This is a genomic window from Caballeronia sp. SEWSISQ10-4 2, assembly GCF_030464885.1.
In the GTDB taxonomy this organism is placed as follows: domain Bacteria; phylum Pseudomonadota; class Gammaproteobacteria; order Burkholderiales; family Burkholderiaceae; genus Caballeronia.
This window is the reverse complement of sequence record NZ_JALPRJ010000032.1, coordinates 82565-100045: the sequence shown is the minus strand read 5'-3', so window position 1 is coordinate 100045 and position 17481 is coordinate 82565. Positions and strand designations below refer to the sequence as shown.

Here is a 17481-nt window from a genome sequence, read left to right as displayed (position 1 = left end):
CCGCCACGCACAGTGGCTAATAGTGATAAATAGAATAACTAACATATAACGACCGAAGGCCTGAGCAGCACCAACCCGGCATAAACTCCCGACCGCCTCGGCATCCCCAAAACCGTCCACCGGCGCGAGCGACTTTAATACCCAACCGGCGGAGGCGGCGGCGTCCCCGGCGGCGGTGGCGGTACCGCTGACTGCGTCGCATAACCCCCCGGTGCCGTGGCCATCACCCGCCCCCGAACCGGCACACGATTACCATTCGCATACATGCACTGCAGATACGCGTAGTCATAGCGGCGCTGAACGTCATAAGCCGAACCCTGCGCGGCAGTCGCACCAAACGCACTCCCAGCCAGCAACCCGACACCGGCGCCCACGGCGGCACCCGTCCCGCCATTGAACGCCGCACCCGCCGCGGCACCCAACGCCGTGCCGACCACAGCGCCGCCCACCGCGCTATTAGTCGCAGCCTGATTGGTCGTCACTCCACCCACCTGACCAAACGCAAACTGGCGGCACGAACCGTCGTCCGCACGGAACTGATCGAAGCTCTTGCCCGTACCAGGAAGAGCCATCACGCTCGGTCCCGTCGGCACCACGGCGCACCCGCCAAGAATGCCGAGCGACACCCCCATCGAAACGAGTAATGCAAGTCTTGAATACTTCATAACGCTGTGATCTTCCGTTCAATGTTTACTGAGAGTTGCCAGGCCGGGGCGCCACGGCACGCCAGCCAGCCGGACAGTCCTTCACATACGGGTAATACGCTTTCGATGCCTCGCAGTAGTACCAGGAACCGCCCGGCTGTCCGGAAGCATCGGCTGATGATCCTTGGTCCTGTGCCTGTCCTTGTTCGACGTAGTCGACGGGCGGCGGCGCCGGCACGGCCACCACCGGCGGGTAAGGGTAGTAATACGGAACGGGCGCAACTGGATAGTAATAAGGCACACCTACCCCAAAATAAACACCGACGCGTGCAGCATTCGCAGGTCCGCAAACACAGGCCGCAGCAACTGCCACCGCCGCCAGCGGTAGCCAAGGATTCAGGCGTTTCACGACGTTTCTCCCAACCTGGTTTGAAGAATAATTTTCTGTAAGCAGATGACGGACTCCCCCGCTGTCCGACGCGCTTAACCAGCACAACTTAACGCTAATTCAGTTGAACACGAAGTGCCATTACAGACGTTACCTGCCATTTTTCCGATCGTTACAAGGAAAATTTTTGCACCGTATATAAACGGGATTGGATGGCTGTAAGTAAGGTGTTTTACAACCGGCCTTCGAAAGAATCACAGGTAATACGGAGAGATTTTAGAAACGCATGCCGTGACTGGCCGGAGGTAATCCGGTGGCATCGTTCTGACGGTCGAAAACCAGAGTTCGCCCAACGCTCCCGGGCGTGGTGCGTCCTTCTGCATGAGGCTGTTCGTGAGAGGAAGAGGCCTTCATTTGACGGCGCACGAAACAAGCGGCGAGGGCGGCGGCCGGATCATGAAGATGTGCACCGAGTGGTCCGCGAACGCTTGGAACGCGAACCACCGGTGTCAAACTACGCGGACTATCCTATTGCCGTGTACCGGCTCGGATCGCATCGGCGAACCGCTTGATGTAGGCCGGCGATGCATCACTGATCGCCCAGTAAGTCATGCCGTCCTGATGCCACTCGACGAGCGAATAACCATCGTCGGATTGGGTAATCAAGGGCGTCGATATTGACGCGGTCTTGCCGTGATCATCGGGGAACACATACAAGTCGATCGGATGTTTCAGATAGCGGTAGATCATGACGGCAACCGGACGATGATCCACATAATCGAGCCGGCCACCGACCAGCGGAAACCCTTGCGCCTGAGGGTCGACCACCGGCGGCGCATAGTCAATGCGCCCGTTGAACCACGGTTTCACCGTATGCTGGTCGCTCGACAGCACATCCATCGTGCGCGCCGACATCAGCGCCCGGACATGACTCGACACGATTTCCTGCTGCAGGTCGCCGCCACGGGGCGGCTGTTGCGTCCAGAGCAGCGTCATGAATACCAGAGAGCACAGGCCGATCCCCATTATTCCACCGCCAACGAACGGCAGGCCGACCATGCGCCACGACCAGTTCCACGGCGACGGATTTTTCCTGGCTGTCTCCGCTTTCAGCCGGGCTTGCACCTGCGCACGCAAGGATGCCGGCGCCCGCTCGTAAAGTGAGCCGTCACGCAGCTTGTCAGCGAGCGATGAGTTAGGTTTAGTTTCCACGCTTGGACTCCTCCGGACCGGCGGGTGGTGTCTTGATCAGGCGAATGGCCGGCAGTTCCGACCCGCCCTGGGCCGCCCGCACGGCCGTACACAACAAACGGCGAGCACGCGATAGCCGCGACATGACCGTGCCAAGCGGTATGCCCGCGACCGCTGCTACGTCCTTGTAGCTCATATCTTCCAGCTCGCGTAACACGATCACCTCACGAAACTCGACAGGCAACGTAGCCAGCGCCCGATGCACGAGTTCGGTCTCGTCCTGGCGGACCGCCAGCTTTTCCGGATCGTCGCCGCTTTCATCGGCCCAGCCGGGAAGCTGCTCGTCGACATTGAGCGAGTCGTCGTACGGCGTGGCATCCGCGCGGTGACGCTGCCTGCGCCATTCGGTGAACCAGGTGTTGCGCACGATTGCCAGCAGCCAGGCGCGTGGATTGTCGCCCTGGTAGCCATCGAAGAAACGAAAGGCTCTCAGGAAGGCTTCCTGCACGACGTCATCGGCGTCTGTGGGACTGCCGCTCAACCAGCGAGCAAGGTTATACGCCGCGTCCAGATGCGGCAGCATCACCTCATCGAAACGATCCGGCGAGTGCTTCGCCATCAGTATTCTCCCTGGCAACCGCTGTTGCCTCGGACCGTGCCTAACGTGTGCCATGCGCCAACGCGCATTACGGGTGCCGGTCGGTTCGCAATCAAACCCGCCGGCTCTCAACTGTACTTACTGGTGGGCTTCTCGCTTTATTCCCGCTTTTCCCCAATTATGCGGTTTTAACAAAAAAATTTAGCGGGAATAAAACTGCGGGCTGCTGAGTTTGATGGACATGGGCAACGCACGCCCAACGCGCATTGCCCATGCCCATTTACCAGGAGCCATTCATGCCCGACCTCGACACAAGCGCCGTCCCGCCCGAACCACTCACCGAACACGGTGCCAGACGGCGCACCGCACTGACTTGCATGGCATGGGCCGGTGCCGGCATGCTCTGGACCCTGAATGGGGGCGTGCCCGGGTCGAAGCTGATCGGCGGAACCGCGCAGGCAGCCGAAGTCGATCGCCACGCGTTCAGCTTCGTACAGATCAGCGACAGTCATATCGGCTTCAGCAAGGACCCGAACCTCGACCCTGCGAGCACGCTGCAGGAAGCCGTCGACAAGATCCGTACGAGCAAGGAAAAGCCCAAGTTCATCATTCATACCGGCGACATCAGCCATTTATCGAAGCCAGACCAGTTCGACACTGCCACGCAGATCATCCAGAGCACGGGGCTGGATGTGCACTACGTACCGGGCGAACACGATGTGCTGGTCGACGACGGCAATTCGTATTTCGAGCGCTTTTCCAAGCCGTCCGCCCCCAAGTGGTACAGCTTCGACCAGAGCGGCGTGCATTTTATCGGCCTGACCAATGTGCTGGACTTGCGAGGCGGCGGCCTGGGTTTTCTCGGTGATGAACAACTCGCCTGGCTGCAGCAGGATCTGCACGCACGCACGAGCAGCACGCCGATTGTGGTGTTCGCGCACATCCCGCTCTGGTCGCTGTATCCGCAGTGGGGGTGGGGCACCGACGACAGCGCCCGGGCCCTGACCTTGATGAAACGCTTCGGCTCCGTCACGGTGCTCAACGGCCACGTGCATCAGGTCGCGCAAAAGGTCGAAGGTGAAATCAGTTTCTACTCGGCACTGTCAACGGCCTTTCCGCAGCCGGCGCCCGGCACGGCAGACGGTCCTGGTCCGATGAAAGTACCCGCCGACCAGCTGCGCAAAATGCTTGGCGTGCGCTCGGTCAACTATGTTCCGGGCAAGGGTCAGCTCGCCGTGGTCGACACCCGGCTCAGCGTATGAGAAGCCATCCAAACAAGCGGAGAGCGATGATGACAATGCCTGACCTTGGGCGTGCTTTAGTGGCTAAGAACGTGGCCAGGACCGTGGCCGCGATGTGCCTCGCAACGGCGCTAGCCGCTGCGCCCGCATTCGCGGCCGAAACGAAGCCGGCCACCACCATAGTGATCGACAACTTTTCCTTTAGTCCTGCTCAGTTGTCCGTTGCCACGGGTTCGACCGTAACCTGGGAGAACCATGACGATATGCCTCATACCATCGTCAACGATGCAACACCACGCGAATTCAAATCAGCGCCGCTGGATTCCGGGGAGCACTTTTCACAGACGTTCTCGAAGCCCGGCACGTATAAGTATTTCTGCTCGATTCATCCGCGTATGACAGGGACTATCGTTGTGAAATAGACGGGCTGACGGACGGCGCAACAACACGTTATTGCTGCAGGCCCAGGCGATACCAGGTGACCTGCCGATACGGCTCGCCGGGGCGCACGATCACGCTGCCGGCGTCCGCCATGTTGACCTGATTCGGAAACGCGCCGGCCTGGAGACACAGACCGGCGTGTTTGCCGTAGCGTTGTCCATGCCGTCCCACGATGCCATCGAGATGATTGCCGGTATAGAACTGCACGCCGGGGGCATTCGTGCCCATCGTCAACTCGCGGCCGCTCCCCGGGTCGTAGAGCCGCACGACGGGTTTGAGCGCGTTGCCGTTTTCCCCTACGACATAGCAATGATCAAAGCCTCCCGCACGCGCGAGCTGATCATGTGGCCAGTCGAGTCGCGCACCGAGCGGAGCGCTCGCGCGGAAGTCGAACGCATGGCCCGCGACTTCCGCACGGCCTTCGGGAATCAGGGCGGCGTCGACTTCGAAGAAGGTATCGGCGTCGATGGAAATAACATGGCCGCGGATGTCGGCGGTTTCGTCGCCGGACAGGTTGAAGCACGCGTGGTTCGTCAGGTTGAGCGGCGTAGGCGCATCCGATACCGCTTCGTAGGCGAGCGTGAGCGTGCCATCGTCGTCGAGCGTGTAGCGTAATGTGGTTGACACATTGCCCGGGAACCCGGCGTCCCCTTCCGGCGATTCGTGCGTGAGGACAAGTCCTCCATCTACTTCCTGCGCGTCCCACAGCGCGCGGTGAAATCCCGCCGCGCCGCCATGCAGCAAGTTGTCGCCCTCATTGCGATCGAGTGAATACGCCACGTCGTCGAGTGCGAAGCGCGCGTTCTCGATCCGGTTTGCCCAGCGTCCGATCACACCGCCCAGATAAGCATGGCCGGCGAAATATTCAGCCGGTGTGTCGTGACCCAGCAGGACATCGGCCACACGTCCCGCGCGATCCGCGCAATTCCACGAGACCAGCGTTGCGCCGAGATCGCTGATCGTGACCCGCATGCCATGCACGTTGCGCAGCGTGAACAGGCGCGCAACATCGCCGCCGGGCAATTCACCCCAGCGTTCGACACTTACGCGAGCAGAGCCTGGACGGACGATGGTGGGCATATCGGCGAGATACATAGAGTGCGGGGATCAGCCGGGTTGTGCGCAAGGCGCGACGAGCAAACGCTCCTGATACTCGCGCGGCGTGCAGTCCAGTTCGCGGCGGAACACGGCATACATGTATTGCAACGATGTGAAGCCGCAGCGGATGGCGACTTCGGCGCTGGATAAGTCGTGACGCGCGAGGAGTTGCTTTGCAACATCGAGCTTGTGATTCAGGATTTCCTGGTGCACGGTGTAGCCGAGTTCACGGCGGAAATGATCTTCCAGCGACGAACGCGACACACCTACGTAATCGGCCACCTGTTCCGTCTTGATGCCCTGACATCCGTATTGCCGGATGTAGTGGCGGGCACGCATGACATAGGGACTAGATACGGGCTGATGACGCGTCGATTCGAGCACGTTGATGCCGACCGGCGGCACGAGAATGCGTCTGCCGTGAAAGCGCGCACCGCCCAGCATCTGGTGCAACAGATGTGCCGCAGTGCGGCCCATTTCTTCGGCGCCTTGAATAACCGAAGAAAGCGGTATGCGGGTGAGCGAACGCGTCAGCGGGTCGTTGTCGATGCCAATGATGGCTACTTGCTCGGGCACGGGAATGCCGGAGATAAGGCATGCCTGCAGCAGATGCCGTGCGCGGGCATCGGTCACGGCGATCACGCCAACGGGCTTCGGCAAGCTCCCGAGCCACGAGGTCAGTTGCGCGCTTGCCTGGCTCCAGACCGGCGCGCTCGTCGGCAAGCCGCGATGAATATCCGCTTCGAGGCCATCGGCGGCGAGCAGCGCCTTGAAGGCAAGTTCGCGTTCTTGCGCCCAGCGGTTTTCTGGCGCTTCCGGCAGGCTGTACAGCGCAAAACGCTGCAAGCCGGCGCCGATCAGATGCGTGTACGCAAGCGAAATCAGCTTGACGTTGTCAGTGGCAATGTAGGGTAGATTGGCCGGATAACACGCAGCATCCGCATAAGACGAACCCACTGCAACCACAGGCAGTTGCGAGTCGCCGAGTGCTTCGGCCACATCCGGATCGTCGAAATCCGCGATGATGCCGTCGCCTTCAAATCGTTCGATGCCGTTCAGCCGGCAGCGAAAATCCTCTTCCAGGAAGAGGTCCCACGCCACCCGCGTGGACAGCAGATAGTTGCCGATGCCGGTAATGACCTCGCGGTCATACACCTTGTTTGCGTTGAACAGCAGCGCGATCCGGTGCGAAGTCTGAGCGGTCTGTGGTCGTGTCATCGAACTCCGGACGAACCCTACCGCAGTGCCGCGATATGTCCGTCATCTCCGTTGCAGCGCAATATGCGCCTGTTTTATGCGGCTGTTTTTAGCGTTTGCTGATTCTAGGCCCGGCTATCGGCTGACCGCCAGCCTGATTTGCACTAAGCTGAAGAAACACCATGAGCGCTGGCGGATTTCGCAATTGCTGGGTGCAGGGCGAAGCTGGCAGCATTGGGCCACCTTAAAAGAAGGAGACGTCCATGTCGTATTTCGAGCATCTGCCCGCCGTGCGTTACGAAGGCCCGCAGTCCGACAATCCTTTAGCCTACCGCCATTACGACCGCGACAAGCTGGTTCTCGGCAAGCGCATGGAAGATCACTTGCGGCTGGCAGTCTGTTACTGGCACACGTTCGTATGGCCTGGCGTGGACATGTTCGGGAAGGGCACGTTTCACCGGCCATGGCAGCAACCCGGCGACGCAATAGAACGGGCTCATGTGAAAGCCGACTCGGCGTTCGAATTTTTCTCGAAACTGGGTGCGCCGTATTACACCTTCCATGACACGGATGTGGCGCCCGAAGGCGACAGCATCAAACATTACGTCAACAACTTCAAAGGCGTTACGGATTATCTGGCGGCCAAGCAGGAACAAACTGGCGTCAAGCTGTTATGGGGCACGGCGAACCTGTTCTCGCACCCGCGTTACGCCGCAGGCGCTGCGACCAATCCGAACCCGGAAGTGTTTGCGTTCGCGGCCACGCAGGTGTTCCAGGCGCTTGAAGCCACCCATCGGCTTGGGGGCGAAAACTATGTTCTGTGGGGCGGCCGCGAGGGTTACGACACGCTGCTGAACACGGACCTCAAGCGCGAGCGCGATCAGCTTGGACGTTTTCTAAACATGGTGGTCGAGCACAAGCACAAGACCGGTTTCAAGGGCGCTTTGCTGATCGAACCGAAACCGCAGGAACCGACCAAGCACCAATACGACTACGACGTGGCGACGGTCCACGGCTTCCTCGCACAGTTCGGTTTGCAAAATGAAATCCGCGTGAACATTGAAGCGAATCACGCAACGCTCGCTGGGCATTCGTTCCATCACGAGATTGCGATGGCTTACGCGCTCGGCATCTTCGGCAGCGTCGATGCAAATCGGGGCGATCCACAAAACGGCTGGGACACCGACCAGTTTCCGAACAGCGTTGAAGAGTTGACGCTGGCGCTGTATGAGATCCTGAGGCACGGCGGCTTTAGCACGGGCGGCATGAATTTCGATGCCAAAGTGCGGCGTCAGAGCGTGGCGCCGGAGGACTTGTTCCATGGTCATATCGGCGCAATCGACGTCATAGCGATCGCTTTGGAACGGGCGGCCACGCTGGTCGAGAACGACAAGCTTGCGGAGTTCAAGAACCAGCGCTATGCGGGATGGGACACGGAATTCGGCCGCAAGATTCTCTCGGGCGGTTACTCTCTCGAATCGCTGGCTATCGACGCGCTGGCACGTCGCGTTAACCCTCAGCATGTGAGCGGTCAACAGGAGCAACTCGAAAATATCGTCAATAGGGCGATCTATAAGTGATGCGCTTACCCTGCAAAATCCGCATCTAAAATCATTAAGCGGCCCGGCCGATTTCGCAATTGCGTCCAAGGCGAATGAAGGCCCAAGCTAACGACAAAATCAAGAGACAAGCTTCTGTAAAACCGACGACCGCGAACATGGATTCGCGGCGCAAGCAGTAGATTCCGCCGACGTCTCCTCCCTCGCATATGCGTTGCCCTGACCGGCCACGCAGGGAGACGTATCGGCTAGTCAACCATAAAAAGGAGTGAGACATGAAGTCTGCAAAACGCCGTGCCGTGCTCGGATCGCTAGTTTGTGGAGCGATGTTCGCGAGTTTGACTGTGCTTCCGTCCCTGGCTCACGCAAGCAAGGACAAGCCTGAAATTGGCTTCTGTATTGACGATCTGCGCGTCGAGCGCTGGTCGCGCGATCGTGATTATTTCGTTGCCGCCGCCACGAAGCTGGGCGCCAAAGTGTCGGTGCAATCCGCCGATGCCAGCGAAGAACGGCAGATATCGCAGATCGAAAACCTGATCTCGCGGGGTGTCGATGTCATCGTGATCGTGCCGTTCAATTCGAAAACGCTCGGCAACGTAGTAGCCGAAGCGAAGAAGGCGGGCATCAAGGTGGTGTCGTATGACCGCCTGATCCTCGACGCCGATGTAGACGCCTACATCTCCTTCGACAACGAGAAGGTCGGTGAAATGCAGGCGCAAGGCGTGTTCAACGCGCAGCCGAAGGGCAACTATTTCCTGCTCGGCGGTGCACCGACCGACAACAACGCGAAGATGCTGCGTGAAGGGCAGATGAAGATCCTGAAGCCGGCAATCGACCGCGGCGATATCAAGATTGTCGGCCAGCAATGGGTGCCGGAATGGAGCGCGGCGACCGCATTGCGCATCACCGAAGACGCGCTTACGGCGAACAACAACAAGATCGACGCCATTGTCGCGTCTAACGACGGCACGGCCGGCGGCGCCATCCAGGCGCTGGCCGCGCAACACCTTGCAGGCAAGGTGCCTATTTCCGGCCAGGATGCGGATCTTGCTGCGGTCAAGCGTCTGGTGGGAGGCACGCAGACCATGACCGTCTACAAGCCGCTCAAGGTGATTGCGGGCGAAGCCGCCAAACTTGCGGTGGACCTGGCCAAAGGGCAGCAACCGGCCTACAACGCTAAATATGACAACGGCATGAAGCAGGTCAACACCGTGTTGCTGCAGCCGACGCTCCTGACGAAGAGCAATGTCGATGCAGTGGTGAAGGACGGTTTCTACACGCAGGCCCAGTTGGCGGGAAATTAATAACCTGCTGCGTCACGCAGGGCGTGAAGGCCGCGCAGGCCTTCGCGCGGATTCACTGTCCAGGATAAAAACCGCATGGCAAACGCGCTGCTGGAAATGCATGGCATCGTCAAGACGTTTGGCGGCGTGAAGGCGCTCGACGGGATCGATCTCGTGGTTGCGCCGGGGGAATGCGTCGGTTTGTGCGGCGAAAACGGTGCAGGAAAATCGACCTTGATGAAGGTGCTGTCCGGCGTCTATCCGTACGGTACGTGGGAAGGCGAAATTCGCTGGGAAGGTGAGCCTTTACGGGCAGCCAATATCCGCGATACGGAGGACGCGGGTATTGTCATCATTCATCAGGAGCTGATGCTGGTGCCGCAATTGTCGGTGGCGGAGAACATCTTCCTTGGCAACGAGATTACGCTGAGCGGCGGCCGCATGAATTATGCTGCTATGTATCAGCGCGCCGACGAACTGCTGCGCGAGCTGAACATCAGCGGCATCAACGTGGCGCAGCCCGTGATGAACTACGGCGGCGGCCATCAGCAACTGATCGAGATCGCCAAGGCGTTGAACAAGCGCGCGAAGCTGCTGATTCTTGATGAACCGTCGTCCTCGCTGACAGCAAGCGAGATAAGGATCTTGCTGGATATCGTGCGCGATCTGAAGAAGCGCGGCGTGGCGTGTGTGTACATCTCGCACAAGCTCGACGAAGTCGAAGCCGTCTGCGACACCATCACCGTGATCCGTGACGGCAAGCATGTCGCCACGCAGCCAATGAAGGATCTGAGCACCGACAGCATCATCGCGATGATGGTCGGCCGCGAGATCAAGAACCTGTTCCCGCGCGAGCCGCATGATATTGGCGAAGTGATCTTCGAGGCGCGCAACGTCACCTGTTTTGACGTAACCAACTCGCGGCGAAAGCGTGTGGACAATGTCTCGTTCTCGCTGCGCAAGGGCGAGATTCTTGGCGTTGCCGGGCTGGTCGGCGCGGGGCGGACCGAACTGATGCAGGCGATCTTCGGCGCGTATCCGGGCATCAGCGAGGCGGAGGTTTATCTGAACGGCAAGCGGCTGAAGATCAAGACGCCGGCCAATGCGATCGATGCCGGCATCGGCATGGTGCCCGAAGACCGCAAGCGCCACGGCATCGTGCCGCAGCTTGGCGTGGGACATAACATCACGCTCGCTGTGTTGAACCGTTTTGCGAAGGGCGGCCGTATCGATTCCGCTGCTGAACTCGACACGATCCACACCGAGATGAAGCGCCTCTCCGTGCGCGCCGCCACGCCGATGCTGTCTATCGCCAGCCTGTCGGGCGGCAATCAGCAGAAGGCCGTGCTGACCAAGATGCTGCTGACCGATCCGAAAATTCTTATTCTCGATGAACCCACGCGGGGCGTCGATGTCGGCGCCAAGTTCGAGATATACAAGCTGATGTTTGCGCTGGCCCGGCGCGGCGTATCGATCATCGTGGTCTCGTCGGAACTGAATGAAGTACTTGGCGTAAGCGACCGGGTGCTGGTGATAGGAGAGGGTCAACTACGCGGCGACTTCGTTAATGTCGGGCTCACGCAAGAACATATCCTGGCGGCTGCCATCCGCGCGACCCCTCAGACCCACTCTTTTCAAGCGAGCGTCGCATGACTCCTGACGTCACCTCGTCTCCAAAGCGCAGCGCCACGAGCGGCGCGAGCGCATCATCCGGGCAACGCTTCAGGCAATTGTTCACGCGTTATAAGCTGCTCGCGCTGCTGCTCGCTGTCACCGTCATCTGGATCTTCTTTTCGTTCCTCACTGACGGCGCGTTCGTCACCCCGCGCAATCTTTCAAACCTGCTGCGGCAGATGTCGATTACCGGCATGCTCGCGTGCGGCATGGTGTTTGTAATCATCTCGGGCGAGATCGATTTGTCGGTGGGTTCGTTGCTCGGTTTGCTCGGCGGCGTGGCCGCGATTCTGGATGTCTCGCATCACTGGCCGATCCAGTTCACTGTACCGGCAGTAATGCTGCTGGGCGTTGCGGTCGGCATGTTCAACGGCTGGTGGTCGACCTATTTGCGGGTGCCGTCGTTCATTGTGGGGCTCGGCGGCATGCTGGCGTATCGCGGCGTTCTGCTCGGTGTGACAGGCGGCTCGACGATCGCGCCGGTCTCCGACCATCTGGTGTTTATCGGCCAGGGTTATCTGCCGCGGATGGCGGGCAATGCGCTTGCCGTTGTGCTGTTCGTACTGCTGGTGACACTAACTGTGCGCCAGCGGCAGAACCGCTTGCGCTACAACTTGCCGGTCGTGCCGCTTTGGCAGGACGGCGTGAAGATCGTCGCGGCGGGGCTCGTGCTGGTTGCGTTCGTGACCACATTGAACCGGTACGGCGGTATTCCCGTACCCGTATTACTTCTGCTTGCGCTGCTCGGTATTTTCACCTATATCGCGACTCAGACTGTGTTCGGCCGGCGCATTTATGCAGTAGGTTCAAACCTTGAGGCCACGCGTTTGTCGGGAGTGAATACGAACCGCGTGAAGCTGATGATCTTTGCGTTGATGGGGTTGATGTGTGCGCTTGCCGGGCTGGTCAACACCGCGCGGCTGGCGGCGGGATCGCCCTCGGCGGGGACGATGGGCGAGCTCGATGCCATCGCGGCATGCTTCATCGGCGGGACCTCGATGCGAGGCGGTTCGGGAACGGTCTATGGCGCGCTGATCGGGGCGCTGGTGATGGCGAGCCTGGACAACGGCATGTCGATGCTCGATGTCGATTCGTATTGGCAGATGATCGTGAAGGGCGGCATTCTTGTGCTGGCGGTGTGGATCGATGTCGTGTCGGGGTCTAATCAGCGATAGCGTCAGGGTTTTCAATGGTGGTTTGACCGGAGGCCTAGTGTCACAAAACTTGGCGCATAATCCGAGCACCGAACGTGCTAGATCCGGGAGCGACCATGCTGACGAAGAACGAAGAGCGCATCGCGCATCTCCTTACCGATGTGGTCGACTTTGCGCGGGGGAGGCTGCCAGAGCCCGCGTTCAACGTCATAGAACCACTCCTGAGTCATTATTACGAACTCGCCGATCCCGAAGACGTCCAGAGCCGCGATATAGCCGATCTCTACGGCGCCGCCATGGCGCACTGGCAGACGGCGCAGAAATTCGTGACAGGCCACGAGGTCCTGCGGGTATACAACCCCAACCTCGAACAACACGGCTGGCACTCCGATCACACGATTGTGGAGATCGTCAACGACGACATGCCGTTCCTCGTGGACTCGGTGACCATGGCGGTCAACCGTCTCGGCTTGGCGATGCATTCCGCCATTCACCCGGTGTTCCGTGTCTCCCGCGACGCAAGCGGCGCGATCACGCGCATCGCGTTGGGTCACGTCGACGGCGGCGACCCGCAATCGCATCTCGAGTCGTTCATTCATTTCGAAGTGGACCGATGCAGCGAGGCCGCAAAGCTCGAAGAACTGCGCAGCGACATTGCGCGCGTGTTGGGCGACGTGCGTGCTGCGGTGGAAGACTGGCCGAAGATCCTCGAGGTGGCGCGCTCGACCATCGGCGAAATGAAAACGCGCGAGACAGGCGCGGAGGGTGTAGAGGCTCGTGCGTTCCTGGAGTGGATGGTCGCGGATCATTTCACCTTTCTCGGGCACCGCGACTACGAACTCATCTCGCAGGACGGCGCGTTCGCGCTGCGCGGCGTGCCGGGTTCCGGCGCAGGACTGCTGCGCGAAAGCCTGCGTCCGCCCACAGCCGATAACGTCACGCCATTGCCGCCCGCCGCCGCGGCCATCATCAATGGCTCCGCGCCGATTTTTCTCACCAAGGCCAATTCGCGAGCGACCGTGCATCGGCCGGGTTATCTGGATTATGTCGGCGTGAAGCGGGTTGGCGCGGACGGCAAGGTGACCGGAGAGCGACGGTTTATTGGCTTGTACACGTCGACCGCGTATCTGGTTCCCACGTCCGAGATACCGATCGTGCGGCGCAAATGCGCGAACATCATCAGGCGTGCCGGCTTCCTCGCGAAGGGGCATCTGCATAAGTCGCTGGTGACGGTGCTCGAACAATATCCGCGCGAAGAACTCTTCGAAGCCGATGAGGACGACCTGTTTGACATCGCACTCGGTGTGCTGCGCTTGCAGGAACATCAGCGCACACGCCTGTTCGTGCGGCGCGATCGTTTCGACCGCTTTGTCTCGTGCCTCGTTTTCGTGCCGCGCGACAAGTTCAACACCGACCTGCGCAAGCGCATCGCGAAAGTGCTGATGGAAGCGTTCAACGGCAAGAGCATCGAGTTCACGCCGCTGCTGTCCGAGTCACCGCTGGCGCGCATCTATATCACGGTGCGTTCGGATAAGGGCGCGATGCCCGAAGCCGATACACGCGAACTAGAACAACGCATCGTGCAGGTCGCGCGCCGCTGGCAGGACGATCTGGCGGATGCGCTGATCGATAGCTTTGGTGAAGAGCAGGGCAACCGGCTCTTGAATCGATATGCGGATTCGTTCCCGGCTGGTTATCGCGAAGATTATCCGGCGCGTACGGCGGTGCGCGATATCGAGCTGATCGAACAGACGCAGGTGAGGGCGGGCGGTCTCGCGATGAGTCTTTACCGGCCCATCGAAGCGGGGCGGCGGGCGTTTCGCTTCAAGGTGTATCGCGTGGGCGATCCGATCGCGCTGTCGCATAGCTTGCCGATGCTGGAGCATCTTGGTGTGCGAGTGGATGAAGAACGGCCTTACCGCATAGAACCGCTTGGTGCGCCGCACGCCTGGATACACGACTTCGGCTTGGAGCTCGCTGACGACGTGGAATTCGAGATCGACCGCGTCAAGGAGTTGTTCGAGAACGCGTTCGCGAGTGTCTGGACCGGTGAAGTCGAGAACGACGATTTCAACCGGCTGGTCCTGCGCGCGCAACTCGGCGCCCGCGATGTCACCATCCTGCGCGCTTACGCGAAGTACTTGCGGCAAGTCGGATCGACGTTCAGCGATGCCTACATAGAACGCGCGCTGACCGGCAATCCGGCGATTGCGCGCAAGTTGCTTGAGCTGTTCGTGGTGCGCTTCAATCCGGCACTTCCCGGCTCGGCCGGCGATAACTCCCAAAGCCGTGAGCTTCGCGACACACGCACGCAGCATGTGCTCGCCGAAATAGAAACCGCGCTCGACAACGTACCCAATCTCGACGAAGACCGCATCCTGCGGCAGTTTCTGGGCGTCATCAACGCGACCGTGCGGACCAATCACTTTCGCAAGGATGCCGAAGGCAATCCAAAGCCGTATCTGTCATTCAAACTCGATCCGTCGATGGTGCCGGGCTTGCCCGAACCCAAGCCGATGTTCGAAATCTGGGTCTACGCGCCGCGCGTCGAAGGGGTGCATCTGCGCGGCGGCAAGGTCGCTCGCGGCGGCTTGCGCTGGTCGGATCGTCGAGAAGATTTTCGCACTGAAGTACTCGGCCTCATGAAGGCGCAGATGGTGAAAAATACCGTGATCGTGCCGGTTGGATCGAAGGGTGGATTTGTGGTGAAGAACCCGCCGCCGGTGACCGATCGCGAGGCGTTCGCGCGTGAAGGTGTGGCCTGTTACCAGATGTTCCTGCGCGGTCTGCTCGACGTGACGGACAACCGGGTGGCCGGTGTCATCGTGCCGCCATCCGACACCGTGCGCCACGATCCCGACGATCCTTATCTTGTCGTTGCGGCTGATAAAGGCACGGCCACGTTCTCAGACTATGCCAACGCCATCGCGCATGAATATGGTTTCTGGCTCGACGACGCCTTCGCTTCGGGCGGTTCGGTAGGTTATGACCACAAGAGAATGGCGATCACCGCGCGCGGCGCGTGGGAGTCGGTGAAGCGGCATTCGCGCGAGATGGGTCTCGACACCCAGACAACGGATTTCAACGTGGTCGGTATCGGCGATATGTCGGGCGATGTATTCGGTAACGGCATGCTGCTCTCGCGCCATATCCGCCTGGTTGCGGCGTTCGATCATCGCCACATTTTCCTCGATCCCGATCCCGATACCGCCGCGAGTTTCAATGAACGCGAACGCCTGTTCGCACTGCCGCGTTCAAGCTGGGCCGACTACGACGTCGCGCTGATTTCAGCCGGTGGCGGTGTCTTCCCGCGCACGGCAAAAACGATTGCGCTATCGAAGCAGGTCCAGGCCGCGCTCGGCGTAACAGCGCCGACGCTCGCACCGAACGAACTGATCCGCGCGATCCTGTTGGCCGACGTTCATCTGCTGTACAACGGCGGGGTGGGCACGTATGTCAAGTCGACGCGTGAAACTCACGCGCAGGTTGGTGACCGCACTAATGACGCCGTACGCGTCAACGGTTCGGAACTGCGCTGTAAGGTTGTTGCCGAGGGCGGCAACCTTGGCGTGACGCAGCTCGGCCGGATCGAATACGCGCAGCAAGGAGGTCGGATAAATACCGATGCCATCGACAATTCCGCGGGCGTGGACTGTTCCGACCATGAGGTGAACATCAAGATCCTGCTGGGTCTTGTCGTGGCCGACGGTGAGATGACGGAAAAGCAGCGTAACGCGCTGCTCGCCGAGATGACCGATGAAGTCGGCTTGCTCGTGCTGAAGGACAACTATGCGCAGACGCAGGCGTTATCGATTGCGAACCGCTATGTGGCCGAGATGCTCGACGCCGAGGCGCGGCTGATGCGCTGGCTGGAACGCGCTGGACGGCTGAAACGCAAGATCGAATTCCTGCCCTCCGATGAAGAGATCACCGAGCGTCAGGCGGCCAAACTAGGGCTCACGTCGCCCGAGCGTGCTGTGCTGCTTGCCTATAGCAAGATGTGGCTGTATGACGAGTTGCTTGCCTCCGATGTTCCGGAGGACCCGCTTGTCGCCAGCATGTTGCCCGAGTATTTTCCGCTGCCCTTGCAGGCGCGCTACAGCGAACCGATGCAGCGCCATCCGCTCAGGCGTGAAATCCTCGCTACGCACCTGACGAATGCGTTGATCAACCGGGTCGGCTGCACCTTCGTGCATCGGTTGATGGAGGAGACCGATGCGCGTCCGAGCGAGATTGTGCGCGCCTGCATCATGGCGCGCGATGTATTCGATCTGAACGAGATCTGGCGCAATATCGACGCACTCGACAATCGCGTCGCCGACGAAGTACAGGCACGCATGTTTGTCGATGTGGTGCGTTTGCTTGAGGGCGCGACGCTCTGGTTCCTGCGTCACCTGAAGGTATCGACGGAGGACGCCAGTCTCGCGGCCGAGCGGGTCGCGCGTTGTCGTGAGGCGGCGCAAAGGCTTGCTCCACAGTTACCGGCTTTGCTTCCCACCGGCGAACTCGAAGAATGGACAGAGCGGCGCCGCGTGCTGGAGGAAGCGGGCGTCGAAGAGGTATTGGCGGCGCAAGCGGCGAGCGGAGAGATACCGACTGCCGTGCTCGACAGTGCCGAAGTGGCGGCAAGTTGCGGCCGTAGTCTCGAGGTGGTCGCGAGCGTTTACTTTGCTATAGGCACGTTGCTGAACTACGGCTGGATCGCCGAGCGCGCGATGGCGTTGCCGGCGTCCACTCACTGGGATCTGCTCGCACGGGCGGCTGCTTTGGAAGAACTGGCGAGGCTCAAGCGCGCACTCACGATCAGCGCGCTCGAACAGACACGCGATATTGACGCAACCGAGGTGATCGTTGAAAACTGGCGGTCGAGAAGGGAAGCCGCGGTCGAACGTTACGCGCGTTTGCTCGCAGAATTGCGTGCGACGACCGGCGCGAGTCTTTCGATGCTGCTGGTCGTGGTCCGTGAGATAGCGACGCTGGAACGCGCGTAGTCACGTAGGGCCGGAGCATAGA

Annotated in this window: 13 protein-coding genes; 7 read left to right on the top strand and 6 right to left on the bottom strand. The window is 60.2% G+C overall.

The window, feature by feature from the left end:
* Nucleotides 1–134: 134 nt before the first annotated feature.
* The 4 genes from M0D69_RS22180 to M0D69_RS22165 all read right to left on the bottom strand — a co-directional run bounded on the left by M0D69_RS22180 (nucleotide 135) and on the right by M0D69_RS22165 (nucleotide 2842).
* Complete coding sequence (locus M0D69_RS22180; protein WP_301784048.1) at nucleotides 135–665, bottom strand: YMGG-like glycine zipper-containing protein; 531 nt, start codon at nucleotides 663–665, stop codon at nucleotides 135–137.
* 25 nt (nucleotides 666–690) lie between these two features.
* Entirely contained in the window at nucleotides 691–1044 is a 354-nt protein-coding gene (locus tag M0D69_RS22175) for a hypothetical protein (RefSeq protein ID WP_301784055.1), read from the bottom strand.
* Nucleotides 1045–1560: 516 nt separating this feature from the next.
* Nucleotides 1561–2244, bottom strand: a complete 684-nt coding sequence (locus M0D69_RS22170) for an anti-sigma factor (RefSeq protein ID WP_301784047.1) — start codon at nucleotides 2242–2244, stop codon at nucleotides 1561–1563.
* Nucleotides 2234–2842, bottom strand: a complete 609-nt coding sequence (locus M0D69_RS22165) for an RNA polymerase sigma factor (RefSeq protein ID WP_301784046.1) — start codon at nucleotides 2840–2842, stop codon at nucleotides 2234–2236. The genes M0D69_RS22170 and M0D69_RS22165 overlap by 11 nt, the downstream gene beginning before the upstream one ends.
* 275 nt (nucleotides 2843–3117) lie before the next feature.
* On the opposite strand from M0D69_RS22165, the gene M0D69_RS22160 reads away from it, so the two are divergent.
* Together M0D69_RS22160 and M0D69_RS22155 are read left to right on the top strand one after the other, a co-directional pair.
* The gene (locus M0D69_RS22160) at nucleotides 3118–4083 is read left to right on the top strand and encodes a metallophosphoesterase (RefSeq protein ID WP_301784045.1); all 966 of its coding nucleotides are present in this window, start codon (nucleotides 3118–3120) and stop codon (nucleotides 4081–4083) included.
* A 29-nt stretch (nucleotides 4084–4112) separates the two neighbouring features.
* Nucleotides 4113–4484, top strand: coding sequence for a plastocyanin/azurin family copper-binding protein (locus M0D69_RS22155; RefSeq protein WP_301784044.1), 372 nt, complete (start codon nucleotides 4113–4115; stop codon nucleotides 4482–4484).
* Between the two features lie 28 nt (nucleotides 4485–4512).
* Here the strand turns inward: M0D69_RS22155 and M0D69_RS22150 are convergent, their stop codons facing one another.
* On the bottom strand, nucleotides 4513–5583 hold the full coding sequence (locus M0D69_RS22150) for an aldose epimerase family protein (RefSeq protein ID WP_301784043.1): 1071 nt from the start codon (nucleotides 5581–5583) through the stop codon (nucleotides 4513–4515).
* A gap of 27 nt (nucleotides 5584–5610) precedes the next feature.
* A complete protein-coding gene (locus tag M0D69_RS22145; protein WP_301784042.1) occupies nucleotides 5611–6819 on the bottom strand; it encodes a DNA-binding transcriptional regulator in 1209 nt (402 codons plus the stop codon).
* A gap of 242 nt (nucleotides 6820–7061) precedes the next feature.
* Between M0D69_RS22145 and xylA the strand changes: the two genes are divergently transcribed.
* The 5 genes from xylA to M0D69_RS22120 all read left to right on the top strand — a co-directional run bounded on the left by xylA (nucleotide 7062) and on the right by M0D69_RS22120 (nucleotide 17459).
* A complete protein-coding gene (xylA, locus tag M0D69_RS22140; RefSeq protein WP_301784041.1) occupies nucleotides 7062–8378 on the top strand; it encodes a xylose isomerase in 1317 nt (438 codons plus the stop codon).
* Between the two features lie 254 nt (nucleotides 8379–8632).
* Nucleotides 8633–9661, top strand: a complete 1029-nt coding sequence (gene xylF, locus M0D69_RS22135; protein ID WP_301784040.1) for a D-xylose ABC transporter substrate-binding protein — start codon at nucleotides 8633–8635, stop codon at nucleotides 9659–9661.
* Nucleotides 9662–9736: 75 nt separating this feature from the next.
* Nucleotides 9737–11293, top strand: a complete 1557-nt coding sequence (gene xylG, locus M0D69_RS22130) for a D-xylose ABC transporter ATP-binding protein (protein ID WP_301784039.1) — start codon at nucleotides 9737–9739, stop codon at nucleotides 11291–11293.
* Nucleotides 11290–12489, top strand: coding sequence for a sugar ABC transporter permease (locus M0D69_RS22125; RefSeq protein WP_301784038.1), 1200 nt, complete (start codon nucleotides 11290–11292; stop codon nucleotides 12487–12489). The genes xylG and M0D69_RS22125 overlap by 4 nt, the downstream gene beginning before the upstream one ends.
* Before the next feature lie 95 nt (nucleotides 12490–12584).
* Nucleotides 12585–17459: an NAD-glutamate dehydrogenase gene (locus M0D69_RS22120; RefSeq protein ID WP_301784037.1), complete on the top strand. Its 4875-nt coding sequence runs from the start codon at nucleotides 12585–12587 to the stop codon at nucleotides 17457–17459.
* Nucleotides 17460–17481 lie beyond the last annotated feature (22 nt).